A 23,825-nucleotide genomic window follows, 5' to 3' on the forward strand; every position below is an offset into this window, starting at 1 on the left:
CGTTATTCTTTTTTATCGATTTTTGTAATATCTGTTCCTAATCTTTGTAAGTAAGCAATTAATGCTACAATTTCTCTCTCTTTTACCGGAACAAATTCATTTCCATTTGCTGTTTTTTGATCTTCAAATGATTTTTTAATGTTATTGTTTTTCATTAAATTATCACTAATTTTTGAAGCTTGCACATCTAACGTTTTTAATGCATTGTCAATTTCTTCTTGCGTGTAAGGAACTCCTAAAGTCACCATAGCTTCCATTTTATCTTGTGTTTTAGAAGTATCTAATTTGCTTCTAATAATCCATTTATAACCTGGCATAATTGAACCTGATGAAGTACTTTGTGGATCCCATAAGTGATTAAAGTGCCAGTCATCTGAACGTCCACCGTTATTTGGTTTACCAGAAACTCCTTCTCTAGCTAAATCGGGTCCAGTTCGTTTTGAACCCCATAAGAATGGATGATCATAAACAAATTCTCCTGCTTTAGAATATTCACCATAACGAACTACTTCAGAACGGAAAGGCCTAATCATTTGTGAGTGACAGTTGTTACAACCTTCTCTTATGTATAAATCTCTACCTTCTAACTCTAAAGGTGTGTAAGGTTTAACGCTTGAAATAGTTGGAATGTTAGATTTCACCATAATCGTTGGTACAATTTGAATTACACCACCAATTAAAATAGCAACAGTTGCTAAAAGTGTCATTTGAATAGGTCTTCTTTCTAACCAAGGATGGAATTTTTCTCCTTTTAATCTTCCTGAAGTGATTTTAACTAATGCTGGTGCTTCTGCTAATTCATCTTCAACTGAAGAACCAGCCATAACTGTTCTTATGATATTATAAACTAAAACTAATAAACCAACGAAGAATAATGTACCACCAATTGCTCTCATCGCATACATTGGCATAATTTCAGTTACTGTTTCAAGGAAGTTTCCGTATTGTAAATTTCCATCTGGTTTAAATTGTTTCCACATAGAAGCTTGCATAAAACCAGCCACATACATTGGTAAAGCATATAAAATAATACCTAAAGTACCAATCCAGAAATGGAAGTTTGCTAATGCTGTAGAATATAATTTTGTTTTAGTCATTCGAGGAATTAACCAATAAATCATACCAAATGTCATGAAACCATTCCATGCTAATGCACCAACGTGAACGTGAGCTACAATCCAATCTGTAAAGTGAGCAATAGCATTTACATTCTTAAGAGAAAGCATTGGACCTTCAAAAGTTGCCATACCATAACCCGTTATACCTACAACAAAGAATTTTAAAACGGGTTCTGTTCGTACTTTATCCCAAACACCTCTTAATGTTAAAAGTCCATTAATCATTCCACCCCAAGATGGAGCAATTAACATAATTGAAAATACAACTCCTAAATTTTGAGCCCAATCTGGCAAAGCTGTGTATAATAAATGGTGTGGTCCAGCCCAAATATAAATGAAGATTAATGACCAAAAGTGAATAATGGATAATCTATATGAATAAACAGGTCTATTAGCTGCTTTTGGAACAAAGTAGTACATCAATCCTAAAAAAGGTGTTGTAAGGAAAAACGCTACTGCATTATGACCATACCACCATTGCACTAAAGCATCTTGAACACCTGCATAAACTGAATAACTTTTTAAAGCAGAAACTGGTAATTCTAAACTATTAAAAATATGTAAAACGGCAACCGTTACGAAAGTTGCTATATAAAACCAAATAGCTACATATAAATGACGTTCTCTTCTTCTTAAGATTGTCATTATCATATTTATACCAAAAACTACCCAAATTAAAGCAATGGCAATATCAATTGGCCATTCCAATTCGGCATATTCTTTTGAAGTGGTAATACCTAATGGTAATGTTATAGCTGCTGCAACAATTATTAATTGCCAACCCCAAAAATTTATATTACTTAATAAATCGCTATACATTCGGGTTTTTAACAAACGTTGCAAAGAGTAATAGACTCCAGCAAAAATAGCGTTACCTACAAAGGCAAAAATAACTGCATTTGTATGCAATGGTCTCAATCTACCAAAACTTAACCATGGAATTCCATCGGTCACATTGGGAAAAAGAAACATAAAAGCCACTGTTAGTCCAACTAACATACCTACAACACCAAACAAGATGCTTGCATAAAGAAACTTCTTTACAATTTTGTTGTCGTAATAAAATTGTTGCATTTCCATAATTTAAATTGATTTTTGTTTTTCTGTTTTTATTGATTTGTTGGGTTTCAATTCATCATCAAAAAGCATTCTGACTGATGGTGTATAGTCGTCATCATATTGTCCACTCTTAACTGCTTTTATAAAAGCAAACAAGAAGACAACCGCTACTACTATACTTACTGTAATTAATATATAAATGACACTCATACCTTAAATTTGTGTAAACAAAGTTACTTTGACTGATTTGTTTAAAATATGATATTTGTCATACTTTAAAATTTTGTTAAAATATTTAATTTAAAATCTTTTCCTTGCATAAAAATTACTCATAACAGTAACAAAACTAACTACGGTTATGGAGCTCAAAGGCATTATAATGGCAGCTACTAAAGGAGATAAATTTCCAGAAATCGCAAATGATAATCCAACAATATTATAAAGCAAAGACAAGCCAAAACTCATGTAGATAGTTAGCAAAGCGTTCTTCGAATAATTCAAGAAATAATAAATTTTTGAAAATTGAGAAGCATCTAAAATTCCATCACAAGCAGGTGAAAAAACATTTACGTTTTCTGAAATGGATATTCCCACATTACTTTGAGCTAGAGCACCTGCATCGTTTAATCCATCACCAATCATCATTACATTTTTGCATTGCTTTTGCAATTGCTCTATGTATTCGAGTTTTTGTTCTGGTTTTTGATTGAATACTAGTTGTGTTTGTTCAGGAAGCATTTTTTCAAGAATTCTTCGCTCCCCATCATTATCTCCTGATAATACTACTAAATTGTATTTTTTAGCTAAATTTTCAAATAACCGTTCTAAGTCTTTTCTGTATTGATTATTGAAAATATAACTACCTTTATATAATCCATCAATTTCAACATGAACTTTAGTTTTTTTATGTGTATTTTCACTCATATGTTGCAAAAATTGAGAAGATCCTAGTTTAATTCTCATATCATTACATGTAGCATAAATTCCTTTTCCAATTACTTCCTCAAAACTTGACACTTCCATCCTATCTTTATTCGGAATGAAATCATACAATCTTCTACTCAATGGATGATTAGAACCTCTCAAAACATTTTTTAAAGCTCCCAGCTCTTTTTCATTCAGTATTTCACCTTCATAAGTTATAGCTGTCTTTTTGTTTGTAGTTATAGTTCCTGTTTTATCAAAAACTATGGTATCCACTTTGGCTAATTGTTCAATTACAGTTGCGTTTTTGAGATATAATTTTTTGTTTCCCATTATTCTCAAAACATTTCCTAAAGTAAAAGGTGCAGTTAAAGCTAAAGCACACGGACAAGCCACAATTAAAACTGCTGTCAAAACATTAAAGGCAGTGGATACATCAATGAATAACCAAAAAGCAAAGACTACAATTGCTAATAGTAATAAAATAGGAGTAAAATATTGACTTACTTTGTCAGTAATCGTTTTGTGTTTTTGATCGATTTTCTTTTGAAATATATCGTTGCTCCATAATTGGGTTAAATAACTTTGGGAAACCGAAAACAAAACTTCCATTTCTATGACACTTCCTATCATTCTTCCACCAGCAAAAAGTTTGTCACCCGATTTTTTCTCAATTGGAATAGCTTCACCTGTAACAAAACTATAATCAATAGATGATTTTTCAGAAATAAGAATTCCGTCAACCGGAATCAATTCTTGATTTCGAATTAAAAGCCTATCTCCTTTTTCGATATCATATACTTGAACAGGAATTTCAGTTCCATCTGAATTTAATTTAGTAATTGCAATTGGAAAATAGGATTTATAATCGCGTTCAAAAGAAAGAAAACTGTATGTTTTTTGTTGAAATAATTTTCCTAACAACATAAAGAATATCAAACCTGTAAGACTGTCGAAAAATCCTTGTCCGTAATCAAATACAATATCTACAGTACTTCTTACAAACATGACTAAAATTCCTAAAGCAATAGGAATATCAATATTTAAAATTTTTGACTTAATACTTTTGTAAGCAGACACATAATAATCTGAAGCTGAATAAATAAATGACGGTAAGGACAAAGCAAAAATCAGCCATCTAAAAAAACCTCTATATTGATTAATCCAAAATTCATTTACTTCAAAATATTCTGGAAATGATAAAAGCATAATATTACCAAAACAGAAAAAAGCAACACCAGCTTTATAGATTAAACTTCGGTCAATTTCTTTTTTGCCAGTTTCGTAATTATCTAAACTAATATAGGGTTCATATCCAATAGAACTCAGAAGATAAACAATATCTTTTAGAGAGGTTTTTGTTGAATTGAATGTAATTCTAACTTTTTTTTCTGGAAAATTTACTTGAGATGAACTTATTCCGTTTTGAAGTTTTTGTAAATTTTCCAAAATCCAAATACACGAACTACAGTGTATATGAGGAATGTAAAGTGAAACAATAGCTGTTGTATCTTCTTGAAATTCGAGAAGTTTTGCAATAATTTTTTCATCGTCTAAAAAATCATATTTTCCTATAATCTCTTGTGGCGTTGCACCTGGTGCATTTTCAAAATCATAATAACAAGATAAATCATTTTGACTAAAAATTTCGTAAACCGTTTTACAACCGTTGCAACAAAAACTTTTTTCGTCAAAAATGACCTCCTCTTTTTTTACAATTTCATTACCACAATGGAAACAGTTGTTTGTGTCCATAAATTTGCTCTTTTACCTGCAACAAAGGTTACAAAAGCATTTAAAAAAAAATATGATATTTGTCATACTTTGAATATCTTTGAAATCAGAATAAATACTAATTATTTATGAGTAAATGCGAGCAATGTATAGTTAGACAATTTAGTTCATTAAAAGCCCTAACTAAAGATGAATTAATAAAAATGGCAGATTGTAAGACTTCTTATACCATTAAGAAGGGTGAGCCTATTTTTGAAGAAGGAGAAACCGTTAATGGTGTTTATTGTGTGAAGGAAGGTGTTTGTAAAATGACAAAACTGAGTGACAACGGTAAAGATCAAATTGTAAAATTGGCAAAATCTGGTGAACTTTTAGGGCAACGTTCAATGATAAGTGACGAAGCAGCTAATTTGAGTGCAATTGCTCTTGAAGACATGCAAGTTTGTTTTATTCCAAAATCTGAAATCATGGGATTTTTTAATCAAAATAATCAATTTTCAATGAATATGATGAAAACCATTTGCGGAGATTTAAAAGATGCTGATGATCATATGGTTGATATGGCTCAAAAAAACGTCAAGCAACGATTAGCTGAAACATTAATATATTTAGAAGAAAATTTCGGAATTAATGAAGATAAAACCTTAAAACTTCAACTCTCCAGAGAAGAATTAGCCGGAATAATAGGTACAGCCACAGAAAGTTGTATTAGATTATTATCCGAATTTAATAAGTCTGGAATCATCGAATTAGCTGGCAAAAAAATTATATTAAAAGACAAAGCTAAATTAAAAAGAGTATAAAAAGAACTAAAATAAATTAGTTCTTTTTATTCAAATTATTCAATTGGTCCATCCCATTGAGACATTCCTCCTAATAAATTGTATGCAGTTTCAAAACCTAACTGATTCATAATACCACAAGCTTGTGCACTTCTTCCACCTGCAGCACAATAAACATAATAGTTTTTGGTTTTATCCAATTCTTCTAACATATAAATAAAACCTTGACCTTTATAAATATCCATATTTATTGCTCCAGGTATTTTACCACTGTTAAATTCATCATCAGTTCTAACGTCTAAAATAACTGCATTATCATCTGCTAAAAAGGTATTCCACCATTCGTTTTGTTCTAAATTCATCTTCTAAATATTTTTTATCAAATGTACGCTCAAAAATATTATTTAAAAAATTTAACAAAAAATTAATCAACATTTGTATATACAATTAAAAAATATACTACATTTGTACCGTTAATATTTGTATATACAATTATGAAAATTGAAGATATTATAAAAAGTAAAACTCCTATAGCAATTGAAAAGAAAACATTACTTAATGTGATGTATTCTCAGAATGTTATTGCAGAAAAATTTAATGATTTATTGAAACCGTTTGATTTATCTGCAGAGCAATTTAATGTTTTACGCATTCTTAGAGGACAAAATGGAAAATCTATCAATATGTGCGATATACAAGAACGTATGATTGCTAAGACAAGTAACACTACTAGATTAGTTGATAAACTTCTATTAAAAGAACTTGTTACAAGAGAAATTTGTCCTGAAAATAGAAGAAAAATGGAAGTGGCTATCACCCAAAAAGGGTTAGATGTTTTAAGTGATCTTGATCCATCCATAACAAAACATGAAAGAAGTTTTGCTCAAAACTTATCTAAAATTGAATTAATTACATTAAACGAATTATTAGAAAAATTTAGAAAAATATAAATTAAACATTAATTACAATATGAATACATTTTTAGAAAATCAAAATTGGCGTTATGCTACTAAAAAATTTGATGCCTCAAAAAAAATATCAGCACAAGATTTGGAAACTTTGAAAGAAGCAATTCAATTAAGCACTTCCTCTTATGGTTTACAACCTTACAAAGTTTTAATTATTGAAAATCCAGAAATAAGAACACAATTACAACCTGTCTCTTGGGGACAATCTCAGATTGTTGAGGCTTCTCACCTATTTGTATTTGCAAATATCATCGATGTTCAAGATAATCATATTGACAATTACATGAGCAACATGGCACAAACAAGAGGTTTAGCTATTGAAGACTTAAAAGGATATAGCGATTTCATGAAGTCAAAAATTACTCCTTTACCAACAGATATTAAAGCAACTTGGACTTCAAAACAAACTTATTTAGCATTAGGAAATTTATTAAATGCTGCTGCTGAACTAAAAATTGATGTAACTCCAATGGAAGGTTTTGAACCAGAAAAATATAATGAAATTTTAGGATTAGATAAACTAGGTCTTAATGCTTCATTAGTAGCAACTTTAGGGTATCGTCATGAAGAAGATGCAACGCAACACTATCCAAAAGTAAGAAAACCAATCGACGAATTATTTGAAACAATCTAATAAAAACAATCACTAAAAATTAAAACAAAAATGAAAAATTTAAAATCAATCGCATTAACATTAGTAGCATTCGTTACATTTTCAGCTACAGCACAAAAAACAGTAAAAGTAGATGCTGCAAAAAGTACAATCAACTGGGTTGGAAAAAAAGTAACTGGTAAACACGAAGGAACAGTAAGCTTAAAAGAAGGAGCTTTAGTATTTGACGGAAAAAAATTAGTTGGTGGAAATTTCACAGTTGACATGACATCAATCAATGTTACAGATTTAGAAGGTGGAATGAAAGGAAAATTAGAAGGACATTTAAAAGCAGATGATTTCTTTGGAACTGACAAATACCCAACTTCTAAATTAGTTTTCAAAAAAATCGCTACTAAAGAAAATAACACATACACAGTTTATGCAGATTTAACTATTAAAGACAAAACAAATGAAGTTGTTTTTGATATTGTGGTTAAAGACAAAACTGCTACTGCTGAAGTTGTAATAGACAGAACAAAATACGGAATTGAATATAACTCTGGAAGTATTTTTGATGGTTTAGGAGATAGAGCTATCAATGATGATTTTACTTTAAATGTAGTTTTATCATTCTAATTTAAAAAGGGAAAAATTGCTATAAAAAAAGGCTATTCAAATAACATGAATAGCCTTTCTCTTTTTTATTCTGTAAAGTTAAGTTTGATAATTTTATTTCTTCCAGCTGCAAAGGCTGTTTTTGAATCTAAAAATCGAATGGTGTAAAGTTCTTTATCTTCATTCAATTGTTTCCATGAATTTCCAAAATCATTGGAATATTGAATTCCATTTGCACCAACAGCAACTAATGCTTTTCCACTACTTTTTGGAACAAACTGCACACAAGAACCATATCCAAATCCTTCACTATTAGCCACTAATTTCCAAGTTTTTCCTCCATCAAAAGTTATGGCTTTGTTATTAGTATTGTCGTTTGGTTTCATGTAATTCCCACCAGCAATAAATCCGATTTTATCATTGTAAAAATCAGCCGTAAAAATTCCAGTCATTTCTTCACCTTGAATTATTGGTGTATTATAAACTTGCCAAGTTTTTCCAAAATCATCACTTGCAAATAATCTTGATTTTTTTCCACCAGAAACCATGAATGATTTTGATTTTTCTAACATTAAATTTGAATTACTAGCTGCAAAAGCGGCTTCTCCTTCAACTACTTTTGGCAAATTATCACAATTGATTTTTCTCCAAGAATTTCCTCCATCATTAGTAACAATTACAGACAAACAATTATTTGTTGGATCACCCATTGCCATTCCATTTATCTCATCTTTAAATTGCATAGAATCATAAAATGCTTTTTCATTTACCTCAGTATATACTATTTTTTGTGAGTTATCCTTCTTAGAAATTTTATAAACATTTGCTGGATTTGCTACTGGTAATAAAAAAATATATTCTTTTGTTTGAGCTATACTTCTAATTTCATTTACAATTGTATCAGATTGAATTTTAAACTTTGAAACTTCATTAGTCTTTAAATTTATTTTTCCATAATTGCCATTATCTCCAGCATACCAAAGATAATTATCATCGGTCAAAATAGCTCTAATACTTATTTTTTCGTTTAAAAGTGATTGGGTTTCGACTTTAGTATAATTAGTCATTTCAGTTTTATTTGAAGCACAAGAATAGAACAATATACTACCAACAAAACTCAAAATTGAAACTTTATATTTCATCATATTTATATTTTTAGGTAAAGCTATTAAAAAATAAATTAGATTTCTTTAAAAAAAATAATTTTTATAATAAGCTGATTTACAATATTATAAATCTAACCAAACGTTTTTGGCACAGAAATTGGTAATTATTATTTGAAACAAAATTCAAGAACAATTAATACTTATAGATATGAAAAAATTATTCACCCTAGCCTTTTTACTTAGTGCTTCACTAATGAGTGTATTTGCACAAGATAAAACTACCGTTACAGCTAATAATTCTGAAATCAGTGATAATTTAGATTTAAGAGCTATTGCAACTATCTTTGGAGAAGCTTCTGATTTAGAAGATTTTGAAAAAAGAATTAATGACCCAAAAGCACAAATTAGTAATTTGGACTTAAACGGTGATAATTATGTAGACTATTTACGTGTGATTGAATCAATCGAAGGAAATGATCATATTATCATTGTACAATCAGTTATTGACAAAGATTTATACCAAGATGTTGCTACAATTGAAGTACAACGTGATAAAAACAATAAAGTTCAAGTTCAAGTGGTTGGTGATGTTTATATGTATGGTGAAAATTATATTTACGAACCAGTTTATGTTCACACTCCAGTTATATACACAACTTTTTGGGTTACAAATTATCGTCCATATTATTCAAGTTGGTATTGGGGTTATTATCCTTCATACTATTCATATTGGAGTCCATTTCCAGTATTTAGATATAGAAATCACATAAATGTCTATATTGGTGGATATGGTCACGTTTATAACTACGTAAACTATAGAAATTGCAGAGTTTCATACAATGCATATTATGGAAGAAGAGCAAACGCTTATGAAGTAAGATATCCAAATCGTTCATTCTCGCACAGAAATGCATCTGTAACTAATAGATATGAATTAGACAGAACAAGAAGTACAAGAACAGTAAATGCAAGAGAAAGAGGAAATACACAACCTAGAATTGAATCTTCAACAAGAAGCAACAACTCTACTAGAAGTAATAATTCAACAAGAAGCGAAGTTTCAACTAGAGAAGGAAGTACTAGAGCAACTAATTCTACAAGAAACACAACTGCAACTAGAGAAGGAAATACAAGAGCAACAACTTCAACAAGAGGTAATAGCGTTTCGGTAGAAACACCAAGAAATACTACTTCGACAAGAAGTGAAAGCACAAGAGCAAATAGTTCAACAAGAAATACAACTTCAACCAGAAGTGGAAATTCTAATAGTAATTCTTCACCAAGAGTTAGTACTTCTACAAGAAGTTCTTCTCCAAAAGCAATAACTTCAAATAGAGGTTCTTCCTTAACCAGAACAAGTGCTCCTTCAAGAACGAGTTCACCATCTAGAGCAAGTGCTCCATCTCGTTCAAGTTCACCTTCAATGGGAAGTTCAAGAGGTTCTTCATCAAATAGAGGTTCTTCCACTGGAAGTTCGTCTAGAGGAGGTTCATCAAGAAGCGGAAGAGGATAAAATTCAAATTAAATATAAAAATGAAGACTGCAGCAATGTGGTCTTTTTTTATGATTAAAAAATTCTATAAACACATTATTAATACTATCTTTGCAAGCTGATTAAAAAAGAAATGAGATTACACAGAAATTTAGTATTTACAGTTATTGATTCATTAATGGCCATCTTCAATGAAGGTGCTTATGCCGATAAAATGGTTGCACAAGCCTTGAAAAAAGACAAACGTTGGGGAAGTCATGACCGTAAATTTGTTGCCGAAACTATTTACGAAATTGTTCGTTGGAAAAGATTATATACCGAAATTGCAGAAGTAAAAGAACCCTTTACTAGAGATGATGTTTGGAGAATTTTTGCTGTTTGGGCTGTTTTAAGAGGAATAAAATTACCCGATTGGAAATATTTTGAAGCTACTCCAACCAGAAAAATTAAAGGACGTTTTGATGAATTGACAAAAATTAGAAAATTCAAAGAAGCTATTCCAGATTGGATGGATGAATTAGGTTTAAAAGAACTTGGAAAAGAAGTTTGGGAAAAAGAATTAGCGGCTCAAAATGAACAAGCAAAAGTAATTTTGAGAGTTAATACTTTAAAAACTACCAAAGAAAAAGTACGTTCCATTTTAATGGATCATAATATTGAAACTGAATATTTAAAAGACCAACCAGATGCTCTTGTTTTAAAAGAAAGAGCAAACGTTTTTCTTATACCAGCTTTTAAAGAAGGTTTATATGAAGTTCAAGATGCTTCTTCTCAATTAGTAGCTTATTTTTTAGATGTAAAACCAGGTATGAGAGTCGTTGATACTTGTGCTGGTGCTGGTGGAAAAACATTGCATTTAGCCTCTTTAATGGAAAACAAAGGACAATTAATTGCCATGGATATTTATGAAAGTAAATTGAAGCAATTAAAAATCCGTGCCAAAAGAAATGGGGTTTTTAATGCTGAATTTAGAGTAATTGATTCAACTAAAGTCATTAAAAAAATTCACGAAAAAGCAGACAGAGTTCTTATTGATGCTCCTTGTAGTGGACTTGGTGTTTTAAAAAGAAATCCAGACAGTAAATGGAAATTGCAACCTGAATTTATTGAGAATATCAAAAAAGTGCAAGAAGAAGTGTTGCATAATTATTCCAAAATTGTAAAACCAGGTGGGAAATTAGTTTATGCTACCTGTTCCATATTACCTTCAGAAAATCAAGAACAAGTTCAAAAATTCTTGAAAACTGAAGAAGGAAAAAAATTCAAATTAGTAAAAGATAAAAACGTATTTGCTCACCAATCAGGTTTTGATGGGTTTTATATGGCACTAATGGAAAAAAATTCATAATTAAATAGATATGAAAAAGAATTACATTTTATTATTTATAATGAGCATTTCAATTGGTTTTGCTCAAATTCCAACAGGATATTATAATACTGCTACAGGAAGTGGTTATACTTTAAAAACACAGTTATACAACATCATTAAGAACCATAATGATCAAGGATATGCTGCACTATGGACTTTATATACAGATTCTGCATTTAGAGATAATTATTATGAAAATGATGGCTCATTATTAGATATGTATTCAGAAAAACCTGCTGGTCCAGATAACTATCAATATACAACAACTTCTCAGCAATGTGGAAACTATAGCGGTGAAGGAATTTGTTACAATCGAGAGCACTTAGTTCCTCAATCGTATTTTGATAATTATGCGGTTGACCCAATGAAAAACGATGCTTTTCACGTAGTTCCATCTGATGGTTATGTTAACGGACAAAGAAACAATTTACCTTTTGGAAGAGTTAGTACAGCAACATACACTTCTACAAATACTTCTAAAAAAGGAGATAATCTAAATTCAGGATATTCTGCAGGATATAGTGGAACTGTTTTTGAACCAATTGATGAATTCAAAGGAGATATTGCAAGAAGTTTCTTTTATTTTGCAACTAGATATGAAAACATCATGTCCAATTTTTACAACACAACAAATGGTTCAACAACTCAAGCAAAAGCAATGTTTGATGGTTCTAATAATAAAGTTTTTTCAGATACCTTTTTAAATATTCTAATAACTTGGCATTTGAGTGACCCTGTTTCTACTAGAGAAATGGCAATTAATAACAGAGTATATCAACATCAAGGAAATAGAAATCCATATATTGATCATCCAGAATATGTTTGCCAAATTTGGCCAACACAATGTGCAGCATTAGCGTCAAATACATTTGCTAAATTGGAAGAAATTTCAGTATATCCAAACCCAACTAACGACAATAAAATCAACATTGAATCTGAAATTACTTTAGATGAAATTCAATTAATAAACTTAAACGGTCAATTAATTCAAGTTGTTCAAAAACCAGAATTCACTAATAATACATATAGTTTAGACAATTTACCTCAAGGCTTTTATTTATTGAGATTAAGTTCAGAAAATCAATCGGTAATTAAAAAAATTATCGTTAATTAATACAACATCTTAATTTCTTTAACTCCATAATTTTGTATGGAATCATCTTCAAGCAAAACCTGAAGTTGACCAATTGAAGAAACACCTTTAATAATTCCCATAAATTTTTGCTGATTTTCATCTTCAAAGGTTGTGGGAATTTCTTTTTTAAACAAGTTTTCTAAATATTTTTCCCATAAAACTTCTTTATTACTTCGAACCAAAGAAATATTTTGTTTCAAATTTTCTAAAAGTAAATTCAAGACTCTATCTAAATTAAAATCTATATTTTCTAATAGTTTTAATGAAGTGATATTTTTAGCCAAATTAAAATTAATTTGATTTACATTAAGTCCAATTCCAATAACCGAATAAATTTCACCATTTTGTTGAATGGCATTTTCAATTAAAATTCCAGCAATTTTCTTGTTATCTGCCATAATGTCGTTAGGCCATTTTACAGCAGTTTTTTTTCTTGTCAGTACGTTTAAAGTTTCAAAAACACTTAAAGCAACAGCAATATTTAAAGTAAATAATTCCGCTGGACTCATTATCAAATCCCTTACTAAAACACTAAATGTTAAGTTTTTACCTGATTCACTAAACCATTCCGCTTCGCGTTGACCTCTACCTTTTTCTTGATTACTTGCAATCACAATTGTAAAGTTATCAACAAACTGTTTTCGCATTAAATCCTTTAAATAGTCATTAGTTGAGTTTGTGGCATTTAGTTTGATGATATTCATGTGCAAAAATAATTTTTGTAAACTTTTGTTAACGTTCAAATGTAAAGACAAATTTTGGTAAATTTGCATAAAGTAAAAAATTTAGATGACTAAAAAGAAAGTAAGTAATGATGATTTAATAGCAAATATCATCAAAGGTATAGAAGATGTAAAAGGGAATGATATTGATATTCTTGATCTTAGAGAAATTGACAACACCGTTAGTGATTACTTTATCATATGCAACGGAAATTCTAACACACAAGTCAATGCAATCGTTAACTCTATCCAAAAAGTAGTTTCAAAAGAATTAAAAGACAAACCTTGGCATGTTGAAGGTTCTGAAAATGCCGAATGGGTACTTATGGATTATGTTAACGTAGTAGTTCATGTTTTTCAAAAACACATTAGAGAATATTATAACATTGAAGGTTTGTGGGGAGACGCAAACATCATTTCATTAGAAAATAAAAATTAAATATGTCAAACGATAATAATAAAAAACCAGGCTTTAAATTTAGTCCTTGGTATATATTTCTTTCAGTTCTTGCCTTATTTTTCATTATTCAAGTGGCATCATCTGGAGTTGATTTAAGCAACCCTAAACCAACAACCATTTCAAAATTCAATCAACTATTAGATTCTTCTCAAGTTGATAAAGTTGTTGTTTTCAATGGTAAAACTGCCGAAATTTTCTTAAAAAAAGAAGTTTTAAGCGACAAAAAATATGATGCTGTAAACAAAGACGTTTTAGGTAAAATAAATGAAAAAGGACCTCACTATTTATTAGAAAATATTGGTAATGAAGAGTTGTTTCAAAAGAAGTTAGTTGAAGCATCTGATAAAGGTTTAATAACTAATTATGATTTTAAATCATCTGGTGATTGGACAGAAATATTCCTTTCATTCTTACCAATTTTGGTATTAGTTGGTCTTTGGATTTTTATGATGAGAAGAATGTCTGGTGGTGGAGCTGGTGGTGGTGGAAGTCAAATTTTTAGCATTGGAAAATCTAAAGCTAAATTATTTGATGAAAAAACAGATGTAAAAACAACATTTGCCAATGTAGCAGGACTTGAAGGAGCAAAAGAAGAAGTACAAGAAATTGTTGAATTTTTAAAAACTCCAGAAAAATATACTTCATTAGGTGGTAAAATTCCAAAAGGAGCCTTATTAGTTGGTCCTCCAGGAACAGGTAAAACATTATTAGCAAAAGCCGTTGCTGGTGAAGCTAAAGTTCCTTTCTTCTCTTTATCTGGTTCAGATTTCGTGGAAATGTTTGTAGGTGTTGGTGCTTCTCGTGTTAGAGATTTATTCAAACAAGCCAAAGAAAAATCTCCATCAATCATTTTTATTGATGAAATTGATGCAGTAGGTAGGGCTAGAGGAAAAAGTAACATGTCAGGTGGAAATGATGAAAGAGAAAATACTTTAAATCAACTTTTAACTGAAATGGACGGTTTTGGTACAAATACAAATGTAATTGTAATTGCTGCTACCAACAGAGCTGATGTTTTAGACAAAGCATTATTAAGAGCTGGTCGTTTTGACCGTCAAATTTATGTTGACTTACCAGACATTAGAGAACGTAAAGAAATTTTTGAAGTACATTTAAAACCTCTAAAAAAAGCAGAAGGTTTAGATACGGAATTTTTAGCAAAACAAACTCCAGGATTTTCAGGTGCTGATATTGCAAACGTTTGTAATGAAGCTGCTTTAATTGCTGCTAGAAATAACAAAAAAGCAGTTGATAAACAAGATTTCTTAGATGCTGTTGATAGAATCATTGGTGGTTTAGAAAAGAAAAATAAAATCATCACAAAAGAAGAAAAAAGAGCCATTGCAGTTCACGAAGCTGGTCATGCAACTGTTAGTTGGATGTTAGAACATGCTGCACCGCTGATTAAAGTAACTATTGTTCCTCGTGGACAAAGTCTTGGAGCTGCTTGGTATTTACCTGAAGAAAGACAAATTGTTCGTCCAGAGCAAATGTTAGACGAAATGTGTGCTACCATGGGTGGTCGAGCTGCAGAAAAAGTAATGTTTAATAATATTTCTACAGGAGCTTTAAGTGATTTGGAAAAAGTTACAAAACAAGCAAGAGCAATGGTAACTATTTATGGTTTAAATGAAAAATTAGGAAACATAACTTATTACGATTCATCAGGGCAAAATGATTACAATTTCTCTAAACCTTATTCTGAAGATACTGCTAGAGTTATTGATAGTGAAATATCAATCTTAATTGAAGGTCAATACCAAAGAGCTATTAAACTTTTGGAAGAAAATAAAGACAAATTAAATCAACTAGCTGATATTTTGATTGAAAAAGAAGTCATTTTTAAAGATGATTTAGAAACAATTTTTGGTCATAGAAATTTCAAACCAGTTGATGAAATTTCAACTCCTACAAACGAAGATATAGCCTAAGGTTATTAACAATTGTTTATTAATAAAAAATCTTAATTCATATTTAATTTGAGTTAAGATTTTTTATCTTTGGTTAAATTCAAAAATCCAGCCATACATGAACATATTCAAAAAAATATTTGGCAACACTTCAGAAGACGATAAAGATTCACAAGGAAGTCCTTATGAACCACAAATAGATACTCCAATTGACGAAAAGTTTACTTTTAATTTTAAAAATAATGGTGGTAAGTTTTTATACTGCGAAAATCTTAATGAATTAAAAGAACAATTTGAAAATATACTTGAAGAAAACGACTGGTTTGAAAGTGAAGTATTGTGTCATGATGAAAAATTATTTTCTCTTTTAGACGAAAACAAATTAGATTATAAAGAAATTAAGAAACCTAGATTCTTTTTTACCATTTGCGAAGATTTAATTTCAGATGATGGCTCAATTTTATTTTCATCTAAACAATTTAAACAATATAAAGCTAACGAATTACCTTGTGATATGGTTGTTTTTGCCACCACAAGTCAAATTGTTGGAAACAAAAGTGATGGTCTTAGAAATATTAAAAAAAGATACGACAAAGAATATCCGTCCAATATAACTACTATTAAATATTTTGAAAAAGCAAAAGAAGAAGACTTTCTGCATTATGGAAGTAGTCACAAAAACTTATATCTATTGCTGTTAGAAGATTTATAAAATGAACGAAACTTTAACCAGATTGTTATCGGGTGTAGTTTATATAGTTTTGTTACTGTTTGCTATCTCCTATTCTACCACTAGTTTTTTTTTACTATTTGGTGTTTTTATGGTTATTGCCATAAACGAATTTTGCAATCTTGTTCAAATTTCAAAAATAGCTCCCTTTATTGTTGGAATAGTTTTATATTATTTCTTCACTTTTGGCAATGTAGATTCAATAAATCTCGTTCAAGTTACTTTAACGATTACGTTACTAGTTTCGATAAAAGCAATAGCCTTTTTGTTTTCCAAAGAAAATAAACCTTGCTCTACTATAGACAAATACTTTTATACATTAGGTTATATTATTCTTTCATTTGTTTTTATTACTAAAATACCGTTTGGAATTAATGGCTACAACCCAAAAATTATTATTGGTATATTTATATTAATTTGGACTAATGATACTTTTGCCTATGTTGTTGGCAAATCAATTGGAAAAAACAAACTTTTTGAGCGAATTTCACCAAAAAAAACCATAGAAGGATTTCTTGGTGGTTTAGTATTTAGTATCTTAGCGAGCGTTTTAATAGCAAAATATTTTATAGGTTCTGATAATAAAGAAACTATGTATATATGGATAGGAATTGCTTTTATTGCAAGTGTTTTTGGTACAATGGGAGATTTAGTGGAATCCAAATTTAAGAGAATTGCACAAGTAAAAGATAGCGGAAACATTATGCCTGGTCATGGTGGTGTGTTAGATAGGCTAGATAGTATTATATTTGTTGCTCCGTTTGTATATTTATTTTATCAAATTTTATATTATGTTTCATAAAGAAGGTGGAAAAATTATTTTAGCTACAGTTATTATTTCAGTAGCATTGTTATTATTATCAGATGTTTTTGATAATTTTTGGATAAGAAAATTTATTCAGGTTTTAGCCATAGTTATTTTAATATTGGTTTTACAATTTTTTAGAAATCCTAAAAGAAAAGTAGACAATAGTGACAATCATGTTATTGCTCCAGTGGATGGAAAGGTTGTTGTGATTGAAGAAGTTTTTGAACCTGAATATTTCAACGACAAACGATTAATGGTCTCTATTTTCATGTCACCTATCAATGTTCACGTTACACGTTATGCTTTAAATGGAATTGTAAAATACAGCAAATATCATCCAGGAAAATACCTTGTAGCTTGGCATCCAAAAGCAAGTGAAGAAAATGAAAGAACAACAGTAGTAATTGAAAATCGTATTTATGGTGAAGTAATGTATCGTCAAATTGCTGGTGCATTAGCTCGTAGAATTGTCAATTATGCACAAGTTGGAATGCGTGTTGTTCAAGGAAAAGATGCTGGTTTTATTAAATTTGGGTCTAGAGTAGATTTATATTTCCCAATTGGAACTCCAATTGATGTTAAATTAGGCCAAAAAACCATTGGAGGAGTTACTGTACTAACAAAAAAATAGTAAAATTGAATAGTGAAGCGTTAAATATATTATTTGATGAAGCATTTGAAAATGCTAATAAGATTCCAAAAGAATCTGTTCCACCAAATGTACAATTAGTACTTTATGGTTTATATAAGCATGCTACTTCAACAAGACCTTCATTAACTATTGAAGCTTCTCAAGATTCTAATGATTTAAAAAACGCTTTCAAGATGAATGCTTGGATGCAAGTAAATCATCTAACTATTGATGAAGCTAAAGAACAATATATTGAATTGATAAATTCACTACTAAAAGAAAGAAAACTTTAATTGTCAATAAAAATACCTCAATGAAAAAAGTAGTACTATTATGTTTATTTTCTATTTCATTATTAATTGGATGTAAAAAAGAAAAACAACTACAAGAAGTACAATTACCCGATCCAAATGTTGTTGAAGAAGTAATATATGGTAACCCAGCTGATGTTAAAACTACAACTGGTCCATTTAAAATGAATGGTTTATCGTATCAATACAATGATTTAGAACCTTATATTGATGCAACAACAATGGAAACTCATTATTCAAAACATCATTTAGGATATGCCAATAAATTAAACACAGCAGTCAATGACACTGAGTTTAAAACAAAAACAATTGAAGAAATCTTAAGTCAATTAGACATCAACAATTTATTTCTACGTAATAATGCTGGTGGATATTACAATCACAATCTGTTTTTTGAAATTTTAAGTCCAAAAAAAGACACCAAACCAACAACAGCTTTAACTGAAGCTATTGATAGAGATTTTGGTTCATTTAATAACTTAAACTCAAAACTATCAGAAGTAGCTACAAACCTTTTTGGTTCTGGTTGGGTTTGGTTAATTGTTGATAAGGACGGAAAATTAAAAGTCACACAAACTACAAATCAAGATAATCCTTTAATGTCAAATGCTGTTGAAAAGGGAACTCCTATTTTAGCAATTGATGTTTGGGAACATGCTTACTATTTAAAATACAAAAATAAAAGAACCGATTATATTTCTGGAATTTTTAATATAATCAACTGGAAAACTGTTTCTCAAAAATTTGACAACGCTATAGCTACTAAGTAACAATTATGAAAAAACTATTCGTTTTATTTTGCTTGACTTCAATACTAATTTCTTGCAAGAAAGAAAAAACAACAGAAAATAATGATGATACAGGAACTTCAAGAGCACATTCTGAATGGAATGATTTTGGTTTAAAAGGAAACGTAAAATCAACTTTAGAATACACAACTGAAGAAAAAAAAGATGGTGGAAACACTAGTTCGGTACGTAAGTTTGAAAACCAATTTAGTCCAGATATTGCTTTAAAGTTTGATAATAAAGGTAAGCTAATTAACAAAATTTCCTATAAAGAAAATGGAAATGTAGCCGAAGATATAGTCTATGATGGAAAAGATAAAATGATTTCCAAAAGAAACTTTACAACTGCTACTGAATATGTAGAAACGAAATACACTTGGGAGGGTGATAAAAATACTATTATCGCAAGACGATTCAATGGCTCTAGATTGTTAGATAAAGAAGTATTTCAGTACAATAATGGACGATTGGTAGAACACTACAAATATGATGGCAACGAAAAACAAGCAAATAGAACTAGCTTTAGTTATGATGATAACAATAGAGTTAGTGAAGAAAGTTATTTTCGAAATAAGCCAACCATGCAAACAAGACTTTCTATTGAATATGATGATAACGGCAACAAAACTTCGGAAATATACTATGACAAAAATTTCAAAGTAATTTCAAAAACAAATTCCGTTTATAACAGTTACAATCAGATGCTAACTTCTCAAACTTTTACTGACAATGGAAGTTTAGATGTTGAGTTGTCTAGAACTTATGATGATAAAAAGCGTTTAATTACTAAAGAAAGTTTTGAAGTTTATGATAACTCTAAAAACAAAGAAGAGTTTGAATATGACCAAAATGACAATACAACAGTTTGGAAAGTATATAAAAATGGAAAATTAGTCTCTGAAACAGTTTATAAATACGATTTTAAAAACAATTTAATATACCAAATTGTCACAGATGGAAAAGGCAACGAAATCTACAACAAACAGATTGAATATACTTATGACGATAATAACAATTGGATTGGTAAAAAAACAACAGTAAATAATATTGTTTTCTATACTTCAAGAAAAATTGAATATTATTAATCTTCTAAATCTTCAATACTTTTTGCATTAGAATACGTTCTCCATTTTTCAATACAATCTTGTATGTCTTGAGGAATTTCTGAATCAAAACGCATAAACTCTTTTGTAGTTGGATGTTCAAAACCTAAGGTTTTTGCATGAAGTGCTTGTCTTGGTAATACTTTAAAACAATTATCTACAAATTGTTTGTATTTGGTAAAAGTTGTTCCTTTTAAGATCAAATCACCACCATAACGGTCATCATTAAACAACGTATGACCAATGTGTTTCATGTGTACACGAATCTGATGAGTTCTTCCTGTTTCTAACTTACAAGAAACCAAAGTAACGTATCCTAAACGTTCAAGAACTTTATAATGTGTTATAGCAGGTTTTCCTTTATCACTATCCACATCATAAACTGCCATTTGCATTCTATTACTCACATGTCTGTCGATGTTTCCTTCAATGGTGCCTTCATCTTCTTCTATATTTCCCCAAACAATAGCTATATATTCTCTTTCAGAAGTTTTATCGGCAAATTGTTTAGCTAAATATGTCATAGCAGATTCTGTTTTTGCCACAACCATCAAACCAGAAGTATCTTTGTCAATTCGATGGACCAATCCTGGTCGTTCTGAACTGTTCATAGGTAAATTATCAAAGTGATAAGCCAAAGCGTTTACAAGGGTTCCAGTATAGTTTCCATAACCTGGATGAACTACTAAACCTGGTGGCTTATTGATAACCAATAACTGATCATCTTCATACACTATATCTAAAGGAATATTTTCGGGAATAATTAAATTCTCAAATGGAGGATATTCTAACAAAACACGAACCACATCAAAAGCCTTTACTTTGTAATTTGACTTTACAGGAATATCATTTACAAAAATATTTCCGTTTGTTGCTGCTTGTTGGATTTTATTTCGAGTAGCGTTTTCAATATAATTCATTAAAAATTTATCAACTCGCAATGGTGCTTGACCTTTTGTGGCTTCAAATTTAAAATGCTCATGTAGCGAATCTTCTTCCAATTCAGCATCAATATTTTTCTCTTCTTCGTTCATTATTATTCTCCTTCAGTTGTTGGAACATCCACATCAATTTCTGGGTTTGAAACGCTAATCGTATCAATTCCTAAATCTGAATCTTCAAAAGTTCTTTTTCCATCACCTAATTCTAAATCCAAAACAGAATTTTTAAGAATCTTATCTCCTTTTTTAACTACTTTTCCTTTATGTTTCACAACTAAAACTAAGTCTTTTGCTAAATTTGGCTTGTAGGTAATATCTCCTTCTTGTAAACCTAAAGCTCTAAAAGTAGCTTGAATTTGTCTGTATGTTTTCTCTTCCAAATCTGGTAAAGTAATCATGGCATAACCACCAGCATTAATCTTTACATATATTTTTCGACCATCTTTTACTTTTTCACCAACTTCTGGATCTTGTTCAACTATAGAAAAAGGAGGAAAGTCTTTATTATAATCAATTGTATCTAAAACTAAAGCTTCTATCCCAAAATCGGCTAATTTTTCTTCAGCAATTTCAATTTTCATTTTCTTTAAATCTGGCACTTCAATTTCTTCACCATGTCTGGTTCTAAAATCTAAAAAATTTACCAATAAAAAGCCCAATACACCAACTATCAATACAGCAATTAATACTTGTCTGAAAAAAGCCCAACTCTTTAAAAATTCAAAAAACCTCATACATTTTAATTTTAGCAAAGATATAAATTTATAGTTTGATTTAACTATCAAATAATAACCACAAAAGTACCATTTTATTATTTGTTCAATTATTTTTAATAAAACCACAAATCCTAACCATCAAATAAATAAATTATGATATTTTTGTATAGAAGTATATATTCAATTTTTATATGAACATAGCAGTTGTAATGGGTGGATATTCTGATGAATCAGTAATTTCACTTCGAAGCGGACAGTTAATTTTAAACAATTTAGACAAAGAAAAATATAACATTTATGAAATTCATATTTTGTTAGAAGGTTGGCATGCCATTGTCGAAGATGAAAAATTTCCAATCAATAAAGCCGATTTTTCATTCTTTGACGGATTTTCAACCATTCATTTTGATGTGATTTTAAATACGGTTCATGGAACTCCAGGTGAAGATGGTCATTTGCAAGCTTATTGGGAATTGTTAGAAATTCCTTATGCTGGATGTAATTATTACCAATCAAGTTTGACTTTTAACAAACGTGATACTTTATCTGTTTTGTCAAAATTTAATATTCCTAGAGCTAAATCTATTTATGTCTCTGAAGGAAATATCGATTTTACTTATGATGATATTGTAAAAGAATTGGGATTACCATTCTTTGTAAAACCCAATCAATCTGGAAGTAGTTTAGGAATTTCAAAAGTGCATTCTAAAGATGAATATGAAAAAGCCTTGGTTTTTGCTTTTGCGGAAGACAAAGATATTTTAATTGAAAGCTTTTTAGATGGCATGGAAGTTTCGGTTGGTGTACTGAATTACAAAGGAAAAACGACTGTTTTAGGCATCACAGAAATTGTCTCTCACAATGCTTTTTTTGATTATGAAGCGAAATATTTGGGAAAATCAGAAGAAATAACACCAGCTAGAATTAGCGATGAAATGACCGAAAAAGTCAAAAAAACAGCTATAAAAGTCTACGATTCTTTAAGAATGAAAGGGTTTTCAAGAGCTGAATATATCATCATGAATGACGAACCTCATTTTATTGAAATCAATACCAATCCAGGATTGAGTCCACAAAGTATATTTCCACAACAAGCAGATTATGCAAAAATTCCAATGAAAGACTTGTTAGATAGTGAAATTGAATTAGCTTTACATAACAAACCTATTTGGAAGAAATAGAATAGTTAATTGTTAATAGTTTATTGTTAATAGTTCTAACCATAAACTATTAACGACAAACGACAAACGACAAACAACAAACTCAAAATAATGAAAAAAGCAATTTTCCCAGGTTCATTCGACCCTATTACAAACGGTCACTTTGACATCATTAAGAGAGGAGTTTCCCTATTTGATGAAGTGATAGTTGCCATTGGAGTCAATGCCGAAAAGAAATACATGTTTTCACTAGAAGACCGAAAACGCTTTATCGAAGAAGCTTTTAAAGACGAACCAAAAGTAAGAGTCATAACTTATACAGGTTTGACGATAGATTTATGCAAAAAAGAAAAAGCCGAATTCATCTTAAGAGGTTTGCGTAATCCAGCTGATTTTGAATTTGAAAAAGCCATTGCTCACGCCAACAGAACCATGTCTAAAATAGAAACAGTGTTCTTACTAACAGCAGCAAGAACTTCTTATATTTCATCAAGCATTGTAAGAGATGTTTTGAGAAATGGTGGTGATGCTTCTAAAATGGTTCCTGATTCTGTTTTGAAAAAATAAATTTTTGGTAATAAAAAAGGAACACAGATTTAAGAAATTGAAGAAATTGTTAAAATCTGTTGATGTAAGCTTTGCGAAAAC

The 23,825-nt window shown here is 30.0% G+C and carries 25 protein-coding genes; 17 read left to right on the forward strand and 8 right to left on the reverse strand.

Translation table 11 applies throughout. The features are described 5' to 3' along the window. Window positions 1-2: 2 nt before the first annotated feature. From ccoN to ACFO3U_RS12195, 3 genes are all read right to left on the reverse strand, one after another. On the reverse strand, window positions 3-2,198 hold the full coding sequence (ccoN, locus tag ACFO3U_RS12185; RefSeq protein ID WP_379742752.1) for a cytochrome-c oxidase, cbb3-type subunit I: 2,196 nt from the start codon (window positions 2,196-2,198) through the stop codon (window positions 3-5). A gap of 3 nt (window positions 2,199-2,201) precedes the next feature. Then, on the reverse strand, window positions 2,202-2,387 hold the full coding sequence (gene ccoS, locus ACFO3U_RS12190) for a cbb3-type cytochrome oxidase assembly protein CcoS (protein WP_379742755.1): 186 nt from the start codon (window positions 2,385-2,387) through the stop codon (window positions 2,202-2,204). 90 nt (window positions 2,388-2,477) lie between these two features. Further along, window positions 2,478-4,856 carry a heavy metal translocating P-type ATPase gene (locus tag ACFO3U_RS12195; protein ID WP_379742758.1) on the reverse strand — a complete coding sequence of 793 codons (2,379 nt, stop codon included), beginning with the start codon at window positions 4,854-4,856 and terminating at the stop codon, window positions 2,478-2,480. 107 nt (window positions 4,857-4,963) lie between these two features. Between ACFO3U_RS12195 and ACFO3U_RS12200 the strand changes: the two genes are divergently transcribed. Next, window positions 4,964-5,638 (forward strand): Crp/Fnr family transcriptional regulator, encoded by a 675-nt coding sequence (locus ACFO3U_RS12200; protein WP_379742761.1) that lies wholly within the window; start codon window positions 4,964-4,966, stop codon window positions 5,636-5,638. Window positions 5,639-5,673: 35 nt separating this feature from the next. Here ACFO3U_RS12200 and ACFO3U_RS12205 read toward each other — a convergent pair whose 3' ends face one another. Beyond that, a complete protein-coding gene (locus ACFO3U_RS12205) occupies window positions 5,674-5,979 on the reverse strand; it encodes a rhodanese-like domain-containing protein (RefSeq protein WP_379742764.1) in 306 nt (101 codons plus the stop codon). Between the two features lie 132 nt (window positions 5,980-6,111). Here ACFO3U_RS12205 and ACFO3U_RS12210 point away from each other — a divergent pair, with 132 nt between their 5' ends. From ACFO3U_RS12210 to ACFO3U_RS12220, 3 genes are read left to right on the forward strand one after another with little or no spacing between them, the layout of a single operon-like run. After that, window positions 6,112-6,567, forward strand: a complete 456-nt coding sequence (locus tag ACFO3U_RS12210; protein WP_379742767.1) for a MarR family winged helix-turn-helix transcriptional regulator — start codon at window positions 6,112-6,114, stop codon at window positions 6,565-6,567. Window positions 6,568-6,586: 19 nt separating this feature from the next. Continuing rightward, window positions 6,587-7,219, forward strand: a complete 633-nt coding sequence (locus tag ACFO3U_RS12215; RefSeq protein WP_379742770.1) for an NAD(P)H-dependent oxidoreductase — start codon at window positions 6,587-6,589, stop codon at window positions 7,217-7,219. A 30-nt stretch (window positions 7,220-7,249) separates the two neighbouring features. Beyond that, window positions 7,250-7,816, forward strand: a complete 567-nt coding sequence (locus ACFO3U_RS12220) for a YceI family protein (RefSeq protein ID WP_379742773.1) — start codon at window positions 7,250-7,252, stop codon at window positions 7,814-7,816. Window positions 7,817-7,881: 65 nt separating this feature from the next. Here ACFO3U_RS12220 and ACFO3U_RS12225 read toward each other — a convergent pair whose 3' ends face one another. After that, on the reverse strand, window positions 7,882-8,940 hold the full coding sequence (locus tag ACFO3U_RS12225) for a sialidase family protein (protein WP_379742776.1): 1,059 nt from the start codon (window positions 8,938-8,940) through the stop codon (window positions 7,882-7,884). A gap of 169 nt (window positions 8,941-9,109) precedes the next feature. On the opposite strand from ACFO3U_RS12225, the gene ACFO3U_RS12230 reads away from it, so the two are divergent. The 3 genes from ACFO3U_RS12230 (at window position 9,110) to ACFO3U_RS12240 (ending at window position 12,876) form a co-directional block, all read left to right on the forward strand. Next, window positions 9,110-10,414, forward strand: a complete 1,305-nt coding sequence (locus tag ACFO3U_RS12230; RefSeq protein ID WP_379742778.1) for a hypothetical protein — start codon at window positions 9,110-9,112, stop codon at window positions 10,412-10,414. A gap of 112 nt (window positions 10,415-10,526) precedes the next feature. After that, window positions 10,527-11,741 (forward strand): RsmB/NOP family class I SAM-dependent RNA methyltransferase, encoded by a 1,215-nt coding sequence (locus tag ACFO3U_RS12235; RefSeq protein ID WP_379742781.1) that lies wholly within the window; start codon window positions 10,527-10,529, stop codon window positions 11,739-11,741. Between the two features lie 10 nt (window positions 11,742-11,751). After that, window positions 11,752-12,876, forward strand: a complete 1,125-nt coding sequence (locus tag ACFO3U_RS12240) for an endonuclease (protein ID WP_379742785.1) — start codon at window positions 11,752-11,754, stop codon at window positions 12,874-12,876. Here the strand turns inward: ACFO3U_RS12240 and ACFO3U_RS12245 are convergent. Further along, on the reverse strand, window positions 12,873-13,601 hold the full coding sequence (locus ACFO3U_RS12245) for a biotin--[acetyl-CoA-carboxylase] ligase (protein ID WP_379742788.1): 729 nt from the start codon (window positions 13,599-13,601) through the stop codon (window positions 12,873-12,875). The two genes, ACFO3U_RS12240 and ACFO3U_RS12245, sit on opposite strands and share 4 nt — an antisense overlap. Window positions 13,602-13,686: 85 nt before the next feature. Between ACFO3U_RS12245 and rsfS the strand changes: the two genes are divergently transcribed. From rsfS to ACFO3U_RS12285, 8 genes are all read left to right on the forward strand, one after another. Continuing rightward, a complete protein-coding gene (gene rsfS, locus ACFO3U_RS12250; RefSeq protein ID WP_379742791.1) occupies window positions 13,687-14,058 on the forward strand; it encodes a ribosome silencing factor in 372 nt (123 codons plus the stop codon). Window positions 14,059-14,060: 2 nt separating this feature from the next. Further along, window positions 14,061-16,010 (forward strand): ATP-dependent zinc metalloprotease FtsH, encoded by a 1,950-nt coding sequence (gene ftsH / locus ACFO3U_RS12255; RefSeq protein WP_379742794.1) that lies wholly within the window; start codon window positions 14,061-14,063, stop codon window positions 16,008-16,010. 97 nt (window positions 16,011-16,107) lie between these two features. Next, complete coding sequence (locus tag ACFO3U_RS12260) at window positions 16,108-16,701, forward strand: lactate utilization protein B/C (protein ID WP_379742797.1); 594 nt, start codon at window positions 16,108-16,110, stop codon at window positions 16,699-16,701. A 1-nt stretch (window position 16,702) separates the two neighbouring features. Then, complete coding sequence (locus ACFO3U_RS12265; protein WP_379742801.1) at window positions 16,703-17,521, forward strand: phosphatidate cytidylyltransferase; 819 nt, start codon at window positions 16,703-16,705, stop codon at window positions 17,519-17,521. Beyond that, window positions 17,511-18,158 (forward strand): phosphatidylserine decarboxylase family protein, encoded by a 648-nt coding sequence (locus ACFO3U_RS12270; RefSeq protein WP_379742804.1) that lies wholly within the window; start codon window positions 17,511-17,513, stop codon window positions 18,156-18,158. Before ACFO3U_RS12265 ends, ACFO3U_RS12270 begins: the two co-directional genes overlap by 11 nt. 5 nt (window positions 18,159-18,163) lie before the next feature. After that, window positions 18,164-18,451 (forward strand): acyl-CoA-binding protein, encoded by a 288-nt coding sequence (locus ACFO3U_RS12275; RefSeq protein WP_379742807.1) that lies wholly within the window; start codon window positions 18,164-18,166, stop codon window positions 18,449-18,451. A gap of 20 nt (window positions 18,452-18,471) precedes the next feature. Further along, the gene (locus ACFO3U_RS12280; protein WP_379742810.1) at window positions 18,472-19,239 is read left to right on the forward strand and encodes a superoxide dismutase; all 768 of its coding nucleotides are present in this window, start codon (window positions 18,472-18,474) and stop codon (window positions 19,237-19,239) included. A 5-nt stretch (window positions 19,240-19,244) separates the two neighbouring features. Further along, window positions 19,245-20,342 carry a hypothetical protein gene (locus tag ACFO3U_RS12285; protein ID WP_379742813.1) on the forward strand — a complete coding sequence of 366 codons (1,098 nt, stop codon included), beginning with the start codon at window positions 19,245-19,247 and terminating at the stop codon, window positions 20,340-20,342. Here the strand turns inward: ACFO3U_RS12285 and ACFO3U_RS12290 are convergent. Further along, the gene (locus ACFO3U_RS12290; protein WP_379742816.1) at window positions 20,339-21,394 is read right to left on the reverse strand and encodes an RluA family pseudouridine synthase; all 1,056 of its coding nucleotides are present in this window, start codon (window positions 21,392-21,394) and stop codon (window positions 20,339-20,341) included. The genes ACFO3U_RS12285 and ACFO3U_RS12290 overlap by 4 nt on opposite strands. Window positions 21,395-21,396: 2 nt before the next feature. Then, on the reverse strand, window positions 21,397-22,035 hold the full coding sequence (locus ACFO3U_RS12295) for a PASTA domain-containing protein (protein ID WP_379742819.1): 639 nt from the start codon (window positions 22,033-22,035) through the stop codon (window positions 21,397-21,399). 173 nt (window positions 22,036-22,208) lie between these two features. Between ACFO3U_RS12295 and ACFO3U_RS12300 the strand changes: the two genes are divergently transcribed. Continuing rightward, window positions 22,209-23,198 carry a D-alanine--D-alanine ligase gene (locus ACFO3U_RS12300; RefSeq protein WP_379742822.1) on the forward strand — a complete coding sequence of 330 codons (990 nt, stop codon included), beginning with the start codon at window positions 22,209-22,211 and terminating at the stop codon, window positions 23,196-23,198. A 90-nt stretch (window positions 23,199-23,288) separates the two neighbouring features. Then, on the forward strand, window positions 23,289-23,744 hold the full coding sequence (gene coaD, locus ACFO3U_RS12305) for a pantetheine-phosphate adenylyltransferase (protein ID WP_379742825.1): 456 nt from the start codon (window positions 23,289-23,291) through the stop codon (window positions 23,742-23,744). The last annotated feature ends 81 nt before the right edge of the window (window positions 23,745-23,825 follow it).

The organism is Flavobacterium ponti (genome assembly GCF_042652765.1).
Taxonomy (GTDB): domain Bacteria; phylum Bacteroidota; class Bacteroidia; order Flavobacteriales; family Flavobacteriaceae; genus Flavobacterium; species Flavobacterium ponti.